Source organism: Paenibacillus sp. J22P90 (genome assembly GCF_059692195.1).
On sequence record NZ_JCAUAY010000001.1, the window covers coordinates 1,079,403 to 1,097,406 of the forward strand.

The window sequence follows — 18,004 nt, forward strand, 5'->3', positions numbered from 1 at the left end:
TATACCATAATAACGACTCGTTTCGTGATGGTTGCTTAGCGAAGGCGTCATTCCGCAAGCACCATAGAATCGATCACATTCTTCCCTGAAATAATCATAGACAGTGCAAAAAACGATGGCTAACATGGTATCATATAGAATAATTGACAGCGTGTTGTCTGACAGGGGGCTCCGATGTATAAAATTCTGGTCGTGGATGATGAGCCGACAGTGAGTACGGGAATTAAGAGCTATTTAATGAGATCAGAGCTGGGCATTGATCATGTTGAAACCGCTTCAAACGGGTTTGAGGCATTGGACTGCTTACGCATGGACACTTACGATCTCGTTTTGACAGATATTCAGATGGGGATGATGAATGGCATCGAATTAATGGAGGCGATCCTGCTGGAGCAGCCGCATCTGCCTGTAATCGTCATTTCAGCCCATGAGAAATTTGATTTTGCCAAGAGAGCGCTCCGCTTAGGGGCGAAGGATTATTTAATCAAGCCTGTTGAGCTGGATGAGTTAATAAGGGTTGTTGAGAAGGCGCTGCATGAGAAGAAGGAAATGGGCCGACTGACGCTGCAGCGTCCAGATGCAGACAGCCACAAAGACGGTCATTTGCTCAAAAAGCGCCATGAAGCTCTAATCGAGCTCGTAACGGAAACGGATTTGCAAGATAAAGATTACGAAGATTTGCTCCGTGAAATCGGCAGTTCCTTGAAGGAGCAAGGCCATTGGTATGGCATCGCTGCTGTGCATTTGAATTTGAGCAAGGGCGGATTCAGCAATCAGGACATTACGCTAATGGACCGCAAGCTGTTGAAATATGCATCTGTAAATATTTTGGAAGAAAGCCTATCGGATTGGTGCGGCGTAGCCTTTTATGGCTTTGGCAATCAGCTGGTCTGTGTCATTCAATTGGAAGCTTCCGATTCAGGGGATGCGAGATTGCCGATGAATTCCCAGCTGAATCTGATCGGTCAAACGATTATTTTTAATCTTAAGCAGTATTTGAATGTGGATGTTACCGTCGGTATGAGTACGCTGAGCCTCGATTTGTCGATGCTTCCGAAGCTGATGGAGGAGGCGAATGCAGCGATTGAGTGGCGCAAGCTGCATCCTGATAATAACGTGCTGTATTATGAAGATATGTCAGCTTTAGGCAATATGCGAATGATCGAGTGGGCAGAGAAGGTTGAAGAGCTGGTGCTTCACTTGAAAACAGTGGATGAGGCAGGAATTGTCAAGGAGCTTCAGTCTGCAGTCAAAATACTGTCCAATCTGATCCATTCAGAAGGCTTGTTTCATAGCTGTTTTGGCTTAATGGTGTATCGCTTGTATGGCTTGCTTTTTGATAATGGCTCAGAATCCAACAGTTTGTTTCGCCAATATGATCCGGATGTGTATTTCAAAGGGATGGAGCTCAGCAGGAAAGTGGCTTGTTTGCAGGAGTATGTGCATGCGCTTTCCGATGTCATACGGGCCAGTATTAGCGAGAGGGATCAGACCGTCGTATCCCGCATTTCGGCTTACATTTTCAACAATTATGGCAATCATGAGCTGAAGATTCAGGATATCGCTGGCGAAGTGCATTTTAGTGCAGCCTATGTCAGTTATTTATTTAAAAGAGAAACGAATAAGAACGTATGGGATTTCGTCTCCGAGGTTCGGATCGAAGAGGCGAAGCGTTTGCTTGCTGTAACCGATTTGAAGCGATATGAAATCTCGTATCAAGTGGGGTATCAATCGCCGGAGCATTTCAGCCGTATGTTCAAACGGTTCATCGGGATCTCACCGGCCGATTATCGCAAAGAGATCAGGGGGAATTAAACTGAGGCTTCAATATAAGGTGATTGTAGCATTTTGCTTATTCATCATCGGCCCGTTTCTCATTGTCGGATGGATCTCCTTCTCACGAACCTCGGCTACGATTAAGGATGAGGTTGGGAAGACGATGCTCCAACTGGTGATGCAGAATCACGCTACGATGGAGAACACGCTGTCTTCGGTCAGAGATAAGACGGTCACGTTTCTGGACAATCATTTTTTTAGCAATCCAAAGCAGTTTGCTTTCTGGACGCATATTGAAAGTATTAATGCATTAAGCGAAGCAGACACGATTCTGGATCGTTGGTCTTCCGATGGCACCGAATATGCAATCTATATGGGGAGTAGAGGAAACCAACCTTTTCCAGTAAATGCCCTGTATAAAAAGCAGGGGCTCATTTATCTGGATAGCAGCAGCACTTACCCGGAGTGGGCTTTACAGACACAAGCAGAGAAAGGGGCTGGGAGTCTTCGACTAGCCAAGTCGAGTTCAGGACAGCCGACAGTAACGTTTACACGCAGTATTTTAAATCCTGAAAAGTATGATGAATTGATCGGCTTTCTTGCTGTTTCCAAAGTCGAGGTTTTATTGACCAAAAATCTCGTTTCGGTACAACTGCCCGATCATGCTGGGGTCTTCTTATTTGATGATCGAGATGAAATGCTGTTGAAGGCTGGTTCGGCAGACATGGCATTGTCGGAATTGCCAGAGGCTCTTCGCAATAAATCGAATGGCTTTTATTATTCGGAATCCAATGATCAAAAACATCTTTATGCCGTTTCCTATGAATTTAACTTCAATACAAGATTAATCTATAAGATTCCATTGGATTCCATTATGGGAAAACAGACGAGCTTTCAACAGTTAATCATGGTGATGCTGGCCATTTATTTAGTTCTCGTGTTGCTGTTCGTCTTGTATTTGCTGCGAAATATCATTAAACCGTTGGCTCGATTAGTTACCTTCACACGTGTATATGAGCTGGGAAGACCTTTTGATTTTGGAGATCGGCGCTCAAGCACGGATGAATTCGGTCTACTATATACGGCATTTATTCGGATGACAGGCAGACTCAATGAATCGATTGAAGAGAACTATGGGATGAAAATCAAACAAAAGGAACAGGAGTTGAACACGCTCCATTCTCAAATCACCCCGCATTTGCTGTATAATACGCTAGATTCCATCTATTGGTATGCCCTCGAAAGCGGTAATCACGACGTCGGCGGTATGGTTAAAGATTTATCGAAGCTGCTGCGCATCGGCCTAAGCAAAGGAAAGAGCATGATTCCGATCAGCGAAGAGTTGGAGCATGTGCGTGCCTATATCCGACTTCAAATGAAGCGTTATCCAGGGAACTTCGAAGTGTTCTGGGATATGGATGAAGATCTCGAAGTGTACAAAATGCCTAAAGTCATCATCCAACCTCTTGTCGAGAACGCGATATTCCATGGTATTCAGAGTATGGATGGCGAAGGCCATCTGTGGGTTCGATTGAAACGCGTAGAGGATGAGATTCATATCCTTGTTGAGGACAATGGATTTATTCCGGTGAATCTCGATAAATTACGAATGATTGTCAGTGGGGAAATAGACGACAAAGGCTATGGTATTCGCAATGTTCATCAACGCATTCAGCTGCATTATGGTGATTCGTATGGGTTAAGCTACCGTCTGAGGGACGGCGGCGGTCTTATTGCTACAATTACGATTCCGATTCATCCGAGTGAATAAGTTTGACAATGATCCGGCCCTGGGCCGGATTTTTTGTTTTGTTTTAAACGCTGCAATGGTGATTTTTTTCATTAAAGTACTTGCTGAGTATTCATCACGTTCTTATGCGGATACATCATCGAATTGGAGGATTCCACGTACTATACTTAATTTAACAGAGAAAGGAGTGGACGCAGTGAGAGAGACAGCCGCACCTGCACGAGAGGCAGGGCAGACGCGAAATCAAGCAAAAGGAGTTAAGATTTGGCGTAACTTCTGGCAATTCAGAACGCTGACTTTGATGTTAGTGCCTGCAGCCCTCGTGCTATTGCTTAATAATTATTTACCAATGTTCGGGCTATTCATTGCCTTTAAGAAAATCAACTATGTCGATGGTATTTGGGGGAGTCCATGGATTGGATTCGATAACTTCACATTTCTATTCACTAATGGATCTTTGTGGCGAATTGTACGAAATACAGTTGGCTACAGCATAACATTTATGATTGTGAATTTATTCTTATCCGTGGCTATTGCCTTAGCACTCAATGAACTCCGGAGCCGAATAGCGGTTAAGAGTTATCAAACGTTCCTGATTATGCCTCATTTTTTGTCCATGATCGTCATTAGTTATCTCGTATACGCGTTCCTGCATCCCACACAAGGCTTCATGAATGTCACGGTTCTGAAATGGTTAGGTAAAGAACCTGTGTCTTGGTACATGGTGAAGGAATATTGGCCATTCATACTCACTGTGGTTAGTGCTTGGAAGGGTGTCGGTATCGGTGCCGTGATCTATATCGCAGCCATCGCTGGTATTGATACGGAGTATTATGAGGCAGCTGTCATTGATGGTGCTTCAAAATGGAAACAGATGATGCACATCACCTTACCATCTATTATGCCAATTATCATTATCATTACAATTCTGAATATGGGACATGTGTTCAATTCGGATTTTGGACTATTTTATCAAGTGCCGTTGGATTCTGGTGTCTTATATCCAGCCACCGATACAGTAGATACGTATGTGTACCGTGTTTTGACGCAACTGAATGATATCGGTATGTCTTCAGCGGCAGCGATGGCACAGTCGGTTCTAGGCTTCATTATGGTCTTTGTGACGAATGGAGCAGTCCGTAAAATAAATAAGGATCAAGCTTTATTCTAATTGATTGGATGGGAAGTGAACTTCATGATTTCCAAATCGTATCGAAGGGAAAATCGCATTTCCCCACTGGCTGAGACGATCATTAATTTCGTATTCATCTTACTAGCGTTATCCTGCATACTACCTGTCATTCTCGTCATTATTGTATCTGTCACGCATAATGATTCTTTGATTAATGAGGGATACAGCTTTTTCCCTTCGAAGTGGTCGTTGATTGCGTATGACACCGTATTTAAAGATTTTGCGACGATGGCAAATGCTTATAAAGTTTCCATCGGGATTACCGTCGTAGGTACCCTATTAAGTGTCTTACTGATGGCTTTATATGCGTATCCCTTGTCTCGCAAAGATTATCCATATCGTAACATGTTCACTTTCTTTCTTTTCTTCACGATGTTATTTAACGGCGGAATCGTGAGTCGTTACATGATATACACCCAGACGCTTCATCTGAAAGACTCTTATATGGCCTTGATCCTACCGCTTTTAATCGTTCCGTTCAATGTGATTATTATGCGTACATTCTTCCAGTCTACCATCCATCCAGCTTTGATTGACTCTGCCAGAATAGATGGAGCGGGTGAACTGCGTATCTTCTTACGCATTGTACTTCCCTTATCGCTGCCAGTGCTTGCGACGATGGCGTTATTCTCAACGATTAATTATTGGAACGATTGGTTCAATGCTTTGCTCTTCATCAATAAGGAGCATATGTATCCCATACAGTTCCTGATGTTGCGCGTGCTGAAAGATGTTCAGTACATCCGCGAGAATCTGACGATAGCTTCTCAGAATCCAGAGTTGCTTAAGAATTTGCCCAATGAGTCTCTGCAGATGGCCTTAGCTTTTATTGCTATGGGACCCATATTGATTGTCTACCCGTTCTTTCAAAAATATTTCGTCAAAGGCTTAACTGTCGGTGCCGTCAAAGGCTGAGATCAGATTCACCGGTTGCGATTTGCTTCTCGCTTTCGTCAGCCGATTCATATACCATAATTTACAGGAGGGTCTACAAATGAAACGTAAAAAGTCAGTGATGCTAGCCCCAATGGCGCTAGCGCTAGGATTAACCGCCGTACTGCCAGCATGTTCCAGTGATAACAAAGCAAGTACATCCGCAAGTCCAGCAGCGACTGCCGCCAGCTCCGCAGCTCCAGCTAGTCCAAAAGCAACATTGGAGCCTTACGAAGTATCCCTACTCTATCAAGCAAAACCGATGAAGGACGATGCGCTCGTTCAGGAAGAACTGAATAAATATTTGAAAGAAAAAATTAACACGACGGTTTCCCTACAGCCGATTGCATCTGCTGATTACAAGAAGAAGACTGAGCTGATGATGAATACTGGGGAAAAAATGGATCTCGTATTCACAGCGTCATGGTTAGATTTCTCTGCTAACGTAACCAAAGGAGCTTTCCTTGAGCTGGATACGCTGCTCGATAAATTTGCGCCAGAAACGAAAAAAATGCTTCACCCACTTTATCTAGAAGCACCACGGTATAAAGGAAAGTTGTATGCGGTTCCAACGGATAAAGAAATTACACAGGGGAAAGCTTGGACATTCCGTAAGGACATCATTGATAAGTATCAAATTCCGATCGATAAGATCAATAAGGTAGAAGACTTAGAGCCGTATTTCGAAAAAATTAAAAAAGATAATCCGGACATGATCAATAACTATGTCGCTGGTGGAACTGCTTACGGTGCGAGCTTCATGATGTATGAATCCAAATCCAATTATCGTCCGATCGGGCCAACTCCTGGTAAAATGCCGACGTTCTTCTTGGATTACAAGTCAACAGATATGAAGGTCAAAACTGTATTGGATCAAGATATTGTTGATTTGAATAAAGCCGATGCAGAAACATACCGTAAATTTTATGAGAAAGGGTACACCAATGCGGATGCCGCTACGGTAACGACCAATATTGGGGAGATCCGCAAGCAAGGTAAAATTTGGGTGCAATCCACAGTATGGAAACCTGGTTCAGATATTGAGTTGAAGATTGCCGACAACGGCGCGTATGACTGGGTTTCCCGCGTTATCGAAGAGCCAATCGTAACCACGGATTTGGCAACAGGTTCCATGCTTTCCATTTCGAGAACGTCCAAAAATCCAGAAAGAGCGATGATGGTCCTTAATTACCTTCATACAGATCCATACGTAATCAACCTTCTTGTTAATGGTATTGAAGGCAAACACTACAAAAAAGTAGGACCAAACCGCATCGAGCCAATCAAAGATTCTGGCTATGACAGCCAAGTGTTCTGGGTACTAGGAAATCAATTCCTGAACTACATGAAGCCAGGCCAACCGGATGATTTGTATGACAGCTGGAAGAAGTTCAACAATGACGCGAAACGCTTCCCATTGATCGGATTTGTGTTTGATGACACCAATGTTAAGAATGAAATTGCGCAACTGACGACAATTGTCAATGAGTATAAAGTTACAAGCACGGGTGCTGTTCCGAATCCTTCCAAATTGATCGATGAGCGCAATGCGAAGCTGAAAGCTGCAGGTATTGAGAAAGTTAGTGGCGAGCTTCAGAAGCAAATCGATGCCTGGTGGAAAGAGAACAAAAAATAGGAAGAGCTCGAGGTGATTACCGTTGAAACCCCAGAACCTCATTTACACCTTCGTTAGCTATGCTTCCCATTATGATACCCCTTGGGGACGTGGTGTAGCTGTCGATGGTGTGGAGCGGACAGCAAGATTAGCCCATGCGCATGGCATACCCGTGACATGGATCGTCAACCGTGGCTCTATCCCTATACTGGGTGAGCAAATTCGGCAATGGCATGAGGCATATGGTGATGATATCATTCTGCAAAGCCCCTTCTTTATGGAAGACTGCGGGATGTCGAAGGACGCATTTAAGGCTAGGCTGGAGAGCGATTGGCAGCTTGTACAGGAAGCTTTTCCTTGGGCGACAACGAAGATCGCAGCCAGGGGCAAAATTTACAATGAAGTCATTGAAGTGTTAGAGGAACTGGATTTTCAAGGCATGTGGGGATATTGCTGGGAGCAAGTGTGGTGGGACGGAATTACACATAAAGGGATTCCTTGGGGATCCTGGTATGTGGATAGCCATCGGTACAAGGTGCCACATCCTGGAAAAGGCAAAGTTGTCGCTTGTGAGTGGACAGCACGGGATTTGCACCTGTCTTATCACACAGGCAGCCCAGTTATCTACTCAACCGATCCCAATGATGTGCTGCGCGCTGGTTTGTGTTCAGGTGAAGAGATTACGTATTGGCAAATGCTGTTTGATGAATATTTGGATAATACCGACCATAACGATCAGGTGTTTTTCCTTCAGCAGCAAGAGGCACATGAGATGGAGTTCAGCGATCGCTTTCAAGTATTTCCAGCTTCACACGTTGAGGCCTGCGCAGGGATGTTGGACCGGTTCTTTGCCTACGTGGCGGGGTGCGGCGTAACGTTGACAACTCTGCCGAAGGCGCTGGCCATGTACCATGAACAAAATCAAATCACTGCGCCTTCCTATATGCTAACCAAGGATAAGCCGATTCGACCTGAAGTGAACGACTACACCATGACATTAGGTGGGGTGGCTTCCGGGCCATGGCCGGATACGTTCCTCTACTACGACAGCCAATGTCAGATGATTTTCGTCAAAGGGGAGTGCAAACCGCGGCTTGCCCGCAATTATGTCGGCCAGTGGAATATGCAGGATGAATTCGAGGAAAAGATTCCCCCGTTATTCATCACAACGTACGAGAAAACGAGCGATCGCATCGAGCTTGTCTACGATATTGGCAACTGGAAGCCGATACCGTTCGGGCTGGTGTACTGGGACGATCTGAGTGATTATGTGATCGAGAGTTGTTCTGAGAATGTGGAGACGAAGATAATTAAAGATGAGTTGGTTTTCCTTCGCTTTAATTTGACGGGCGAGAAGAGAACGATTCGGTTAGTTTTAGGTAAAAAGAAGTGAATTGAGGGAGCCTCGCGGGTGCGAGGTTCTTTTTTTCGCCGGGAGTGACGGTAGTCCGATATATCCGAACTAAATCAGGGCTTTCGTTGGGAAAAGCAGGAATAGTTCGATTCTACGGAACTAAATGCCCGCTTTTCGCGGGTGGGGGTCATTTGGGGCGATTTAGTTCGGCTAATTCGGACTAATTGAGAATTGTTGGTGCTGACAGTGGTATTAGTTCGGGAATGTCGGACTAGTGGTTGCGGGGGAGTGACTTGTGTGCAGACGCGGCATTGAGGAAGGAGATAGTCGATGAAACCGACTATCTCTGTGGTTGGAGAGGTCAAGATGCTGGAGATAGTCGATGAAACCGACTATCTCTGTGGTTGGAGAGGCCAAGATGCTGGAGATAGTCGATGAAACCGACTTTCTCTACGATTGGAGAGGCCAAGGTGCCATAGATAGTCGACGAAATCGACTAACTCGACGGCAAGGGATCCCACCAAGCTGCATCCAATCAGGCGCCAATCACCGATTTCAGAAGGAATAAGCATACTAAACTTGCTTATCCTCCGGATTGCACACACATGCTCCCCATGCCCACATCAAACAGAATTGATCACAAGAAGTCGAGATTACATCATCGCTCGCGATAAGAAGGGTAAGTATAATAAAAACTGTAAGCGGTTCCAACAAACTTTTTGCATGGGAGGAATGTTAATGTCAAGCACCACTCGGATGAAAGGAAGGGCAAGGAGATTTTGGTGCATCTGTTTAGGGTTGATTCTCGCCTTGAACACCTTGCTGATTGCGCCTAACACAAGCTCTGCTGCTGTTACGCCGCTGCCAGGGCCTGGAAATCCACTCCTCTACGACGACTTCAATGGGGGAGGCCTCTTCAAGTCGAACTGGACCAACTGGTTTAACCAAGCGGGAGGCACCGGCACATTTTCAAAGACGACTGTCGATTCACGCCAAGTGGGATTGTTCACGCAAACACCGACATCGAGCTCGTCCTGGGCTAAATTTCAGCCTATGAATGAGACCGTTGATTTGACGGGGTATCGCTATTTGAACGTCACGATGAAAAATCCGGGCTACGCTAACTCACTAATCCGAATTGTCGTCGGGGACGGAACGACCAATTATAATCTTACTGCTGGCTGGGTTGCGATTCCCACAACGTGGACGACGAGTCAATTTGATTTGAATGCCTTGACCCCGGCTCTGAACAAAAAAACAGCGAAGTTTGAAATTTGGCTGCGTCAATCTGGCGGTACATATGGCGAAACGCTGATTGACGATATCTTCGCATCTACCGACAACAGTGGCACGGCACCCACATTATCTGGCAGTATGACCGCCAACTCCGCAAACGGCTATAATCAGAATACCTCCTTTACTTTCAAAGCGACCTACACCGATGTGGATAATGAGAAGCCATTTGCCATGCAGCTTGTCGTCGACGATACCCTCTACGATATGAGGGAAGAAGATAATGCGGACACCACCTACACCAATGGCAAAAACTATTACTACATCACGAAGCTGCCTGTGGGCTCGCATACGTATTATTTTAGAACGACAGACTTGACTTCGAATCAAGTATCAACGACGCTCCAGAACGAGCCTGTCGTGACAAGCACGACGCAGGTTATCGATGTAAACGTCAGTCAAGCAGGCTATAACGCCGGTGCTTTTAAAAATGCCAAAGTGACAGCTCAGCTTCCCCTGACGGACACCTCCTATGTGGTAAAGAATGGCGCAACTGTTGTTGCTACAGGGAATATGACGTACGATGGTTACTTTTGGAATAAGCACGTGTATTCGATTGATTTCTCATCGGTCACAGCTAGTGGTACGAATTATACGGTTGTCAGCAACAGCATTTCATCTTTCACTTTCGCCATTCAACCGAACATCTGGTCCAATTATAAGGATGAAATGACGGCGTTTTATCGCATCCTGCGGGCAAGTGTGGCGACTTCAGATGCGTATCCTGCCGGATACAGCTCAGTGGCGCCTTCGGCAAATATTTACCATGCGGCCGGCCATTTGGACGATGCGCAATCCGCCGATGGCTTGACGCACTATGACTTAACGGGCAGCTGGTACGATGCCGGAGATTATGGGAAATACGGAGGCAACCAGTGGGTAGGCAGCGAAATTGCATTAGCCTATATCAGACATGCCGACGCAGCCAGCTCTAAGTTCGATAATGACAGCAACGGCGTCCCTGATCTGGTAGATGAGGCAGTTTGGGGCAGTGAGTACTTAGTCAAATTTGCCAATCAACTCGGCGGTGAAATGTATGATCTCAAGAACAACGCCAGCTTCGTTCATCCGGCTAAATCAACGGATAACATTAACGGCACAGCCGATGATCGCAAGCTTTCCGGCCTAGGCGTAGGCGGGTCCGCCAAAGCAGCGGGGACGCTTGCGGCTACAGCAAGGGCGATTCGCACTGCGATTGCTAAAGGGGACATTGCCCCTGCAAAAGTGTCCGCACTCACGACCTTCGCTAACAATTGCGAAGCGGCTGCCGTTACATTTTACAATTATGTCGTCGCTAATCCGAACGGGCCTGTTGGTTCCTACTCCACTCGTGGCGGCATTCCGAACTCCAAGCTTTTAGCAGATGTAGAGCTGTATCTGTTGACGAACAACACGGCCTACAAGGATGCGGCCACAGCGAATATTAATACACTCGTCTTTACCGATTTGGCTTCAACGAACTATTGGGATATGAGACCCATGTCTCTGGCAGAATTTTATCCTGTCGCGGATACCGCAACAAAAGCACATATTCAACAGTTATTGAAGCAACAGGTCGACTACTTCCTATCCTCAACGGATGACACGCCTTACAGCGTGCTGAATCAATTTAAGAATTTTGGCGTGAACGAACCGCATGCTTCTTACCTTGGCGACATGATGCGGTACTATGAGCTGTTCCAAGATCCTGCGGCACTACGTGCGGTCGAGAAGGGGATGTACTGGATTTTTGGGGGAAATCCGTGGAACATGAGCTGGGTTTCTGGGATTGGTTCGGACTACGTCACCTACCCGCATACCCGTTTTGATGAGGGAGCGAATTCCAAGCTCGGTTCTGGCGTCGTGTTCCCAGGCGCAATGGTCAGCGGGCCGAATATGAAGGATACAAAGGATATCACAAGCGTAAGCCCTTGGTATGAAGACCGTTCGCTGTATCAAGATGATACAAACCAATGGCGTTATAACGAGTTCAGCATCAGTATTCAAGCTGGGCTACTATACACGATCATGGGGTTAAGCGCGAACGCATCCGCAAGCTCAACTGGCGGTACGACACCGACGACACTCCCAATCACATCACCAACAATTGGCGATTATGTGCGGGGGAACGTAACGGTATTTAGCGGTTCTACAACAGGTTTGAGCAATCTAGAATACTCTTCCACAGGCACTTCGGGTACATTCTTGCCAATGTCTGTCTCGGGCGCTGTCTATGCGGCGACGGTTGACGAAAGTGCATCAGCTGCTTATGCCAATAAGCGAGTGGACATTCGAGGAACGGATGCTGCAGGTAGACAAAGCTACAGTTCGACGCACTATACGGTAGCAGCGCCTCTTCCAGATCCTTCAACACCGCTGATGTATGATGACTTTGGTGGCGGCGGCATTTGGGGATCTGTGGGAGGTACGGGTGAATGGGTAAACTGGTATACGCAAAATGGCGGCACAGCCGCATTCGTGAAGACAACGTTGGATGGTTTAACAGTTGGTAAATTCTCGCAAACGCAAACCGCCGTGAACTCGTATGCGAAATTCCAACCTTGGCACGATTTCGTTGATTTATCTGGGTATCGCTATTTGAATTTTAAAGTGAAGAACCCGAGCTATGCCAACCTGAAGATGAAAATCGAACTCAATGACGGCACACGCACCTATAACCTCACGGGTGGCTGGATCGCGGTTCCGACCACGTGGACGGATTTAGCCTATAACCTAGATGCCCTAACACCGGCAGTTAATAAAAAGAAAGCAACAATTTCCATCTGGTTGAACCAAACGACAGTTGGCTATGGCGAAATGTTCATCGATGAAATTAAAGCGACGAATGTGGCCAGCGGAACAGCGCCTACACTTAGTGCCATCAGCGTCGATCATGCAAGCGGCGATGCGGCAACTGATTTTACTTTCAATACAACGTATACAGATGCTCAAAACGAAAAGCCGTTCTCCATGGAGCTCATCTTGGACGGCATTGTTCGTCAAATGGAAGCTGTTGATCCGGCAGATGTCACCTACAGTGACGGCAAGGCTTACAAATATACAACCAAATTGCCAGTAGGTAACCATTCTTATTATTTCCATACGACAGATAACACTTCCAATGCAGTCAGCAGCGGGCTCCAATCGGGTCCTACGGTGACACAGCAATTGTTTTTCAGCGATTTCAACAATGGCCTTGCCAGTGGTTGGACGCCTACAAGCGGTACTTGGTCAGTACAATCTTCGCAGTACAGCGGGCAAGCGGGCGGTGCAAGCAGTTTTTCGATTGCAGGCGAGTCTACTTGGACTGACTACACACTGGAAGCGAAAGTCAACGTAACGAGCAACGCGAGTGGCAATAAGGATGCGGGGTTAGTGGTTCGATATACCGATACGAATAATTACTACCTGCTCTATTTAAAAAATAATGATCACGCTAGCAGTCGGAAAATGGAACTGATCAAAATGGTCGCCGGCGTCAAAACGACACTTGCCTACACGAGTCCAAGTATAGCTGCCGACACGTTCTACACATACAAAATCGTACTAAATGGCAGCGCGATCTCAGTGTACAAAGACGGCGCACTGCAATTCAGTGTGACAGATACCGCTTTCGCCAGCGGAAAAATCGGCGCACGAACGTACGCGAATACGAAAGCTAATTTCGATGATGTATCGGTAACGAGATAACAAACATAAAAAGCTTCCAGTCATTTGACTGGAAGCTTTTTATATTTGCTGCAGCGGGACTACTGCATCGTACAGTTAAACTTATTCAAAAGTTCACCGAACTTTTGTTGATCTTCCAAAGTCCAATCTTGAAGATGATTAGCAAGATAAGCTAGGCGAGCCTGCTTGTTCAAAGCTAATTCCGCTATACCGAGTTCAGTGAGCTGCATGGCGTAAGCGCGGCGATCCTGGGGATCGGGAATCCGATACACATAGCCCTTTTGCTCCAAAGCGGCAGTCTGCCGGCTGATTGTGGACATGTCCAGATGGAATTCTTCGGCCAAAGCTTTCACGCCAGCGGAGCCGTGTGAGGAGATTTGATGAAGCAAAAGATAAGCAGCACGGTCCAGGTTGCCAACTTTCTTATTCGTTGTTGCTGAGATAAAACGGCGTATAAAGAGGGCTAGTTCGCCTTCAATGGTTTCAACAGGATTTTTCGTCATTCGTGTACCTCATCTATGGGCGTGATCATTCATTCCAAACTTTATCGTAACATACTGCGCATGATTTGAATATCATCGTACATAGCTGTTGTCGAAAAACGCGTAAGGATTGACTTCACCTCACATAGTTGTATAATGCAAGTATGTAGGTTCATCATACTTCTTTTATGAGGCAGAAGCAATTGTAGACGGGAGAGGGCACATGATGAAGGCATCGGAGATTATGGTTCGTCAAGTTTATAAAGTAAAAGAAGAGGACAGTGTCCGTGCTGTCATCGAGAAGTTTCTTTTGCATCGTATCAGCGGGCTTCCCGTGGTTAACGATCGGAACGAAGTCGTCGCCTACATTAGTGACGGAGATATTATGCGTTATATTGGCAAGCATGACGATCATATATTTGGTTCATATCTCTACACAGCCGTAATCAAAGGGGATAATGAGGAGTTTCAAGATCGCGTTCGCAACATACTTCCTTTAAATGTGATGAAAATCGCGCAAAAGAAAGTCATTGCCGTTGATGCTGATGAGGATATAGAGCAGATCGCGGCGATATTGGGCAAAAAGCGCATTAAAAAACTGCCTGTCCTAAGAAGAGGCGTGCTGGTCGGCATCATTAGCAGGGGAGATGTGATTCGACATGCCTTCCATTCTATTTTGTGAAAACTGATTGAAACGAAAGGAGCTCTCTGTATGTTGGAACGGCTCAGACATCGATTATTTTTATTTCCATTATTTATTGTCATCAAAATTTATGTAGCGTGGATGATTTTATTTGAAACAGGACCGTCCGCCAGAATTCTACTGACTGAAATCCCAGCCATCTTGATTACTTATTGTGTGATTGAGTACGTTGTGAAAAAGCATAAACTCGTCTGGTACCTTGTTGTTGATTTGATTATTACGATTTTGTTTTTTGCACTCGTTATTTATTATAAACATTTTGGCGTTATCGCTACGTATCACGTTCTTACGCAAGCTAAGCAGGTCGGAGCGGTCAAGAAAAGTATTTTCTCAGTGATTGAGCCTCAATACTTACTTTTCTATTTGGATATCGTTGTGGTGAGCTTTTTTGCGTTCTTTAAGCCGAAGACGAGAGAGTGGAAGCCGCTAAGTATGAAAATCCTTGCTAGTGTCGCTTGCTTCTCTCTCTTACTTTGCGCACTAAGTGTCATTCCTAACCGCAGTTCCTTTAATGAGAATGTAAAAGCGAGTAAGATGGGCATTTTAAACTATGAAATGTATAATCTGCTGTCTCAAAAGAAAGAAGAGATCATCAGTCCTGATCAAATTACGCAGCCGACCATTGATGCATTGAAGAACAAAATGGCGGTCGCAGCACCCGTTCAATACGGGGCAGCAAAGGGTAAAAATTTGATTATCATCCAAATGGAATCCTTTCAAAATTTTCTGATCGATTTGCACATCGACGGAACCGAAGTGACGCCGAATTTGAATAAGTTAATCAAATCGAACTATTATTTCCCGAAATTTTATCAGCAAATTGGTCAAGGGAATACGTCGGATGCCGAGTTTATCGTGAACACGTCCTATTATGTTCCGCCAGACGGCGCGGCTACGCAAGTCTATGGGAAGAAGGATCTGCCAAGCCTGCCCAAGCTTCTTGCGAAGCAAGGCTACACGACGATGAATTTCCATACGAACGAGGTTGGGTTCTGGAACCGGGACGATTTGTATCAAGCGATCGGATATGATAAGTACTACGATAAACAATTCTTTAAAGACGAGGATGCCTTTTTCTACGGCTCGTCCGATGAGGTGTTGTACAGAAAGACAGCGGAAGAATTAGCGACGTATCAGAACCAGGGAACACCGTTTTACGCGCACGTGATCTCGATGAGCTCTCATAACCCTTTTACGATACCTGAGGAAAAATATAAAATGACACTGCCTGAGCGATATGAAGGCACCTTTGTCGGTGATTATATTCGCGCAGAAAATTATGCTGACTATGCGCTTGGGTTGTTTATTGATGATTTGAAGAAGCGAGGCATTTGGGAGAATAGTCTAGTTGTTCTCTATGGCGATCACCGCGGCCTTCCCTTATTTTCTTTGAAAACGGAAGACAAAGCACTTATGAACGAGATATTAGGTCATGAATACGGCGAAAAAGAACTCATTAATATTCCTCTTATTATCGCTGCCGAAGGCGTGACCACCTCAGAAGTTCATAGACAGCTCGGCGGTCAAGTCGATATTTTACCTACAGTCGCGAACCTGTTAGGTGTGCCGTTAACAGACCATATCCACTTTGGTCAGGATTTGCTAAACCAAACATTTTATAACCTGCTGCCGCAGCGTTATTATTTGCCTACAGGCTCATTTGTGAATAATGAAGAGCTCTTCATGTCTGGTAAAGGATTTGAGGATGGCAGTTATTTTACACTTGCCGGCAATGCCAATGATCATCAATCTGCGACAGAAGATGAATTTAATCATTCCTTGAAGCTGCTGCAGTTATCAGATAGCTACGTTAGTCAGCTGCCGGATCGTGTGGAGCCGGAATAAAAGATGTAAGTAAAGTCTTGCGATTATATCGCAAGGCTTTTCTTGTTCGACCATAACACTGCCGCCGTATAGTTTGCCTAGTACTTGCTGGATGAATTGTTGACAGCGTCTTGGTTTCTCTTTAATGGAATCAAGCGGGAAACGGTAAATTTGCCAGCCGTCCAGCATCAATTGGTTTTGTCTTTCTCGTTCGTAATCAAAGCTACGACGAGTCACATTTTTGGCATGCGAGTTGAAATCATCGACTTCCCAATTGATCAGATAGGGTGGTCTAATGTAGGCGAAATCCAAGTAGAAGACACCGTCTCGATAATTCATAACTTCGTACTCCGCATGCAAAAAGTCTAAGCTGCCGACCGCAGGCAACCAGATGTCTTGGGCAAACAGTTTCTCATTGTGAGCATGACCTTCGTTTAACCTGCGAAGCGCTTCACCTTCCCGATTTTTCCTCTGATTGGCTAACCATATCTCATATTGATCCATTGTATTCCCTCCTAAGTTGAGACAAAAAAAGCACACCGCCCTCCCAGTTTGGTAAGGAGCGGTGTGCTTCACGCGCAACAATATATAAGGTTAACTATAGCTGAAGGATTGCGTATTGTCACGAGATTTGAAAGTTAGTTTTCTTGGAACCTAGCAATAGCTGCAAATAACGAGTTAAGATCAATATCAAGGCAAGTCATGATGTCCGAAGAAAGTCTGTCCCCAGTCCCGTAAGTAGCATGCAGCTGCAGCTTCTGTCCTTCAAGCATAAATTGGTCAATGGTGTGTATCACCGGATCGACAATCCAATATTCCTTAACACCGAATCGTTCGTATAATGATTTTTTGCGGATTTTATCATGGCTCCCCGTACTTGGGGAGAGAATTTCAACCAAAAGATCGGGTACGCCTACAATTTTGCGGTTGACGATGATATGTGCGTTTTCATTTGAGATAAAAATGAGATCGGGCTGAACAGTGTTTTGTTCGCTCAAATGTACATCCATTGGTGCCACGAGAATGATGCCGTTCTGGCTGCAAGTTGTCCGTAATGCATAATTAAGTTCGGTTACCAACACTTGGTGATCAACTGCAGGAGATGGCTTACAATCGTAACGAACGCCGTCAATAATTTCATGACGGTCATTGTGATCGTAGACTTCTTGATGTTCTTTTACCAAATGGGATGGTTTGGATCGGTTTTTATCTGTCACGGACATCACCTCCATTTACTACTACTTGTATCCAGTATAGCATACGAAAACGCTCGTGAGTAACGTACCGAATGGACTTTAGAACATACAATCCCCTAATCATTCACTAATCCAGGAGCTAAGAATTAGGAAGTTGCGACCGTACATCGGTTGAAGCGAAGAGAACTGACCGATTCTTAGATGAGTTTCAATTGTATTTAAAAAGCTTGTACGGCAT

General features: G+C 45.3%; 13 protein-coding genes. 10 read left to right on the forward strand and 3 right to left on the reverse strand.

Annotated features, from left to right (window positions below; translation table 11 throughout):
* Positions 1 to 174: 174 nt before the first annotated feature.
* The 8 genes from AC58UX_RS03780 (at position 175) to AC58UX_RS03815 (ending at position 13,582) form a co-directional block, all read left to right on the forward strand.
* Positions 175 to 1,815, forward strand: a complete 1,641-nt coding sequence (locus tag AC58UX_RS03780) for a response regulator transcription factor (RefSeq protein WP_497249755.1) — start codon at positions 175 to 177, stop codon at positions 1,813 to 1,815.
* Positions 1,816 to 1,834: 19 nt separating this feature from the next.
* On the forward strand, positions 1,835 to 3,547 hold the full coding sequence (locus tag AC58UX_RS03785) for a sensor histidine kinase (RefSeq protein WP_497249756.1): 1,713 nt from the start codon (positions 1,835 to 1,837) through the stop codon (positions 3,545 to 3,547).
* A gap of 175 nt (positions 3,548 to 3,722) precedes the next feature.
* A complete protein-coding gene (locus AC58UX_RS03790; RefSeq protein ID WP_497249757.1) occupies positions 3,723 to 4,697 on the forward strand; it encodes an ABC transporter permease in 975 nt (324 codons plus the stop codon).
* A gap of 24 nt (positions 4,698 to 4,721) precedes the next feature.
* Entirely contained in the window at positions 4,722 to 5,633 is a 912-nt protein-coding gene (locus tag AC58UX_RS03795) for a carbohydrate ABC transporter permease (RefSeq protein WP_497249758.1), read from the forward strand.
* Between the two features lie 79 nt (positions 5,634 to 5,712).
* Positions 5,713 to 7,287, forward strand: coding sequence for an ABC transporter substrate-binding protein (locus tag AC58UX_RS03800; protein ID WP_497249759.1), 1,575 nt, complete (start codon positions 5,713 to 5,715; stop codon positions 7,285 to 7,287).
* A gap of 22 nt (positions 7,288 to 7,309) precedes the next feature.
* Positions 7,310 to 8,659 (forward strand): hypothetical protein, encoded by a 1,350-nt coding sequence (locus AC58UX_RS03805; protein ID WP_497249760.1) that lies wholly within the window; start codon positions 7,310 to 7,312, stop codon positions 8,657 to 8,659.
* A 343-nt stretch (positions 8,660 to 9,002) separates the two neighbouring features.
* Positions 9,003 to 9,188 carry a hypothetical protein gene (locus tag AC58UX_RS03810; protein WP_497249761.1) on the forward strand — a complete coding sequence of 62 codons (186 nt, stop codon included), beginning with the start codon at positions 9,003 to 9,005 and terminating at the stop codon, positions 9,186 to 9,188.
* A 230-nt stretch (positions 9,189 to 9,418) separates the two neighbouring features.
* Complete coding sequence (locus tag AC58UX_RS03815) at positions 9,419 to 13,582, forward strand: glycoside hydrolase family 9 protein (protein WP_497249762.1); 4,164 nt, start codon at positions 9,419 to 9,421, stop codon at positions 13,580 to 13,582.
* Between the two features lie 59 nt (positions 13,583 to 13,641).
* Here the strand turns inward: AC58UX_RS03815 and AC58UX_RS03820 are convergent, their stop codons facing one another.
* Complete coding sequence (locus tag AC58UX_RS03820; protein WP_497249763.1) at positions 13,642 to 14,064, reverse strand: MarR family winged helix-turn-helix transcriptional regulator; 423 nt, start codon at positions 14,062 to 14,064, stop codon at positions 13,642 to 13,644.
* A 205-nt stretch (positions 14,065 to 14,269) separates the two neighbouring features.
* Between AC58UX_RS03820 and AC58UX_RS03825 the strand changes: the two genes are divergently transcribed.
* Entirely contained in the window at positions 14,270 to 14,725 is a 456-nt protein-coding gene (locus AC58UX_RS03825) for a CBS domain-containing protein (RefSeq protein ID WP_497250050.1), read from the forward strand.
* A gap of 30 nt (positions 14,726 to 14,755) precedes the next feature.
* On the forward strand, positions 14,756 to 16,591 hold the full coding sequence (locus tag AC58UX_RS03830; RefSeq protein WP_497249764.1) for an LTA synthase family protein: 1,836 nt from the start codon (positions 14,756 to 14,758) through the stop codon (positions 16,589 to 16,591).
* On the opposite strand, the gene AC58UX_RS03835 is transcribed toward AC58UX_RS03830, so the two are convergent.
* Both AC58UX_RS03835 and AC58UX_RS03840 read right to left on the reverse strand, forming a co-directional pair.
* Positions 16,544 to 17,074, reverse strand: a complete 531-nt coding sequence (locus AC58UX_RS03835) for a DNA-binding response regulator (RefSeq protein ID WP_497249765.1) — start codon at positions 17,072 to 17,074, stop codon at positions 16,544 to 16,546. The two genes, AC58UX_RS03830 and AC58UX_RS03835, sit on opposite strands and share 48 nt — an antisense overlap.
* 134 nt (positions 17,075 to 17,208) lie before the next feature.
* Entirely contained in the window at positions 17,209 to 17,787 is a 579-nt protein-coding gene (locus tag AC58UX_RS03840; protein WP_497249766.1) for a Uma2 family endonuclease, read from the reverse strand.
* Positions 17,788 to 18,004: the final 217 nt, after the last annotated feature.

Bases quoted from the DNA above. Each gene is read 5' to 3' on its own strand.
- AC58UX_RS03820 (WP_497249763.1), bottom strand. From the start codon at position 14,064: ATGACGAAAAATCCTGTTGAAACCATTGAAGGCGAACTAGCCCTCTTT.
- AC58UX_RS03830 (WP_497249764.1), top strand. From the start codon at position 14,756: ATGTTGGAACGGCTCAGACATCGATTATTTTTATTTCCATTATTTATT.
- AC58UX_RS03810 (WP_497249761.1), top strand. From the start codon at position 9,003: ATGAAACCGACTATCTCTGTGGTTGGAGAGGCCAAGATGCTGGAGATA.
- AC58UX_RS03800 (WP_497249759.1), top strand. From the start codon at position 5,713: ATGAAACGTAAAAAGTCAGTGATGCTAGCCCCAATGGCGCTAGCGCTA.
- AC58UX_RS03795 (WP_497249758.1), top strand. From the start codon at position 4,722: ATGATTTCCAAATCGTATCGAAGGGAAAATCGCATTTCCCCACTGGCT.
- AC58UX_RS03835 (WP_497249765.1), bottom strand. From the start codon at position 17,074: ATGGATCAATATGAGATATGGTTAGCCAATCAGAGGAAAAATCGGGAA.
- AC58UX_RS03825 (WP_497250050.1), top strand. From the start codon at position 14,270: ATGAAGGCATCGGAGATTATGGTTCGTCAAGTTTATAAAGTAAAAGAA.
- AC58UX_RS03780 (WP_497249755.1), top strand. From the start codon at position 175: ATGTATAAAATTCTGGTCGTGGATGATGAGCCGACAGTGAGTACGGGA.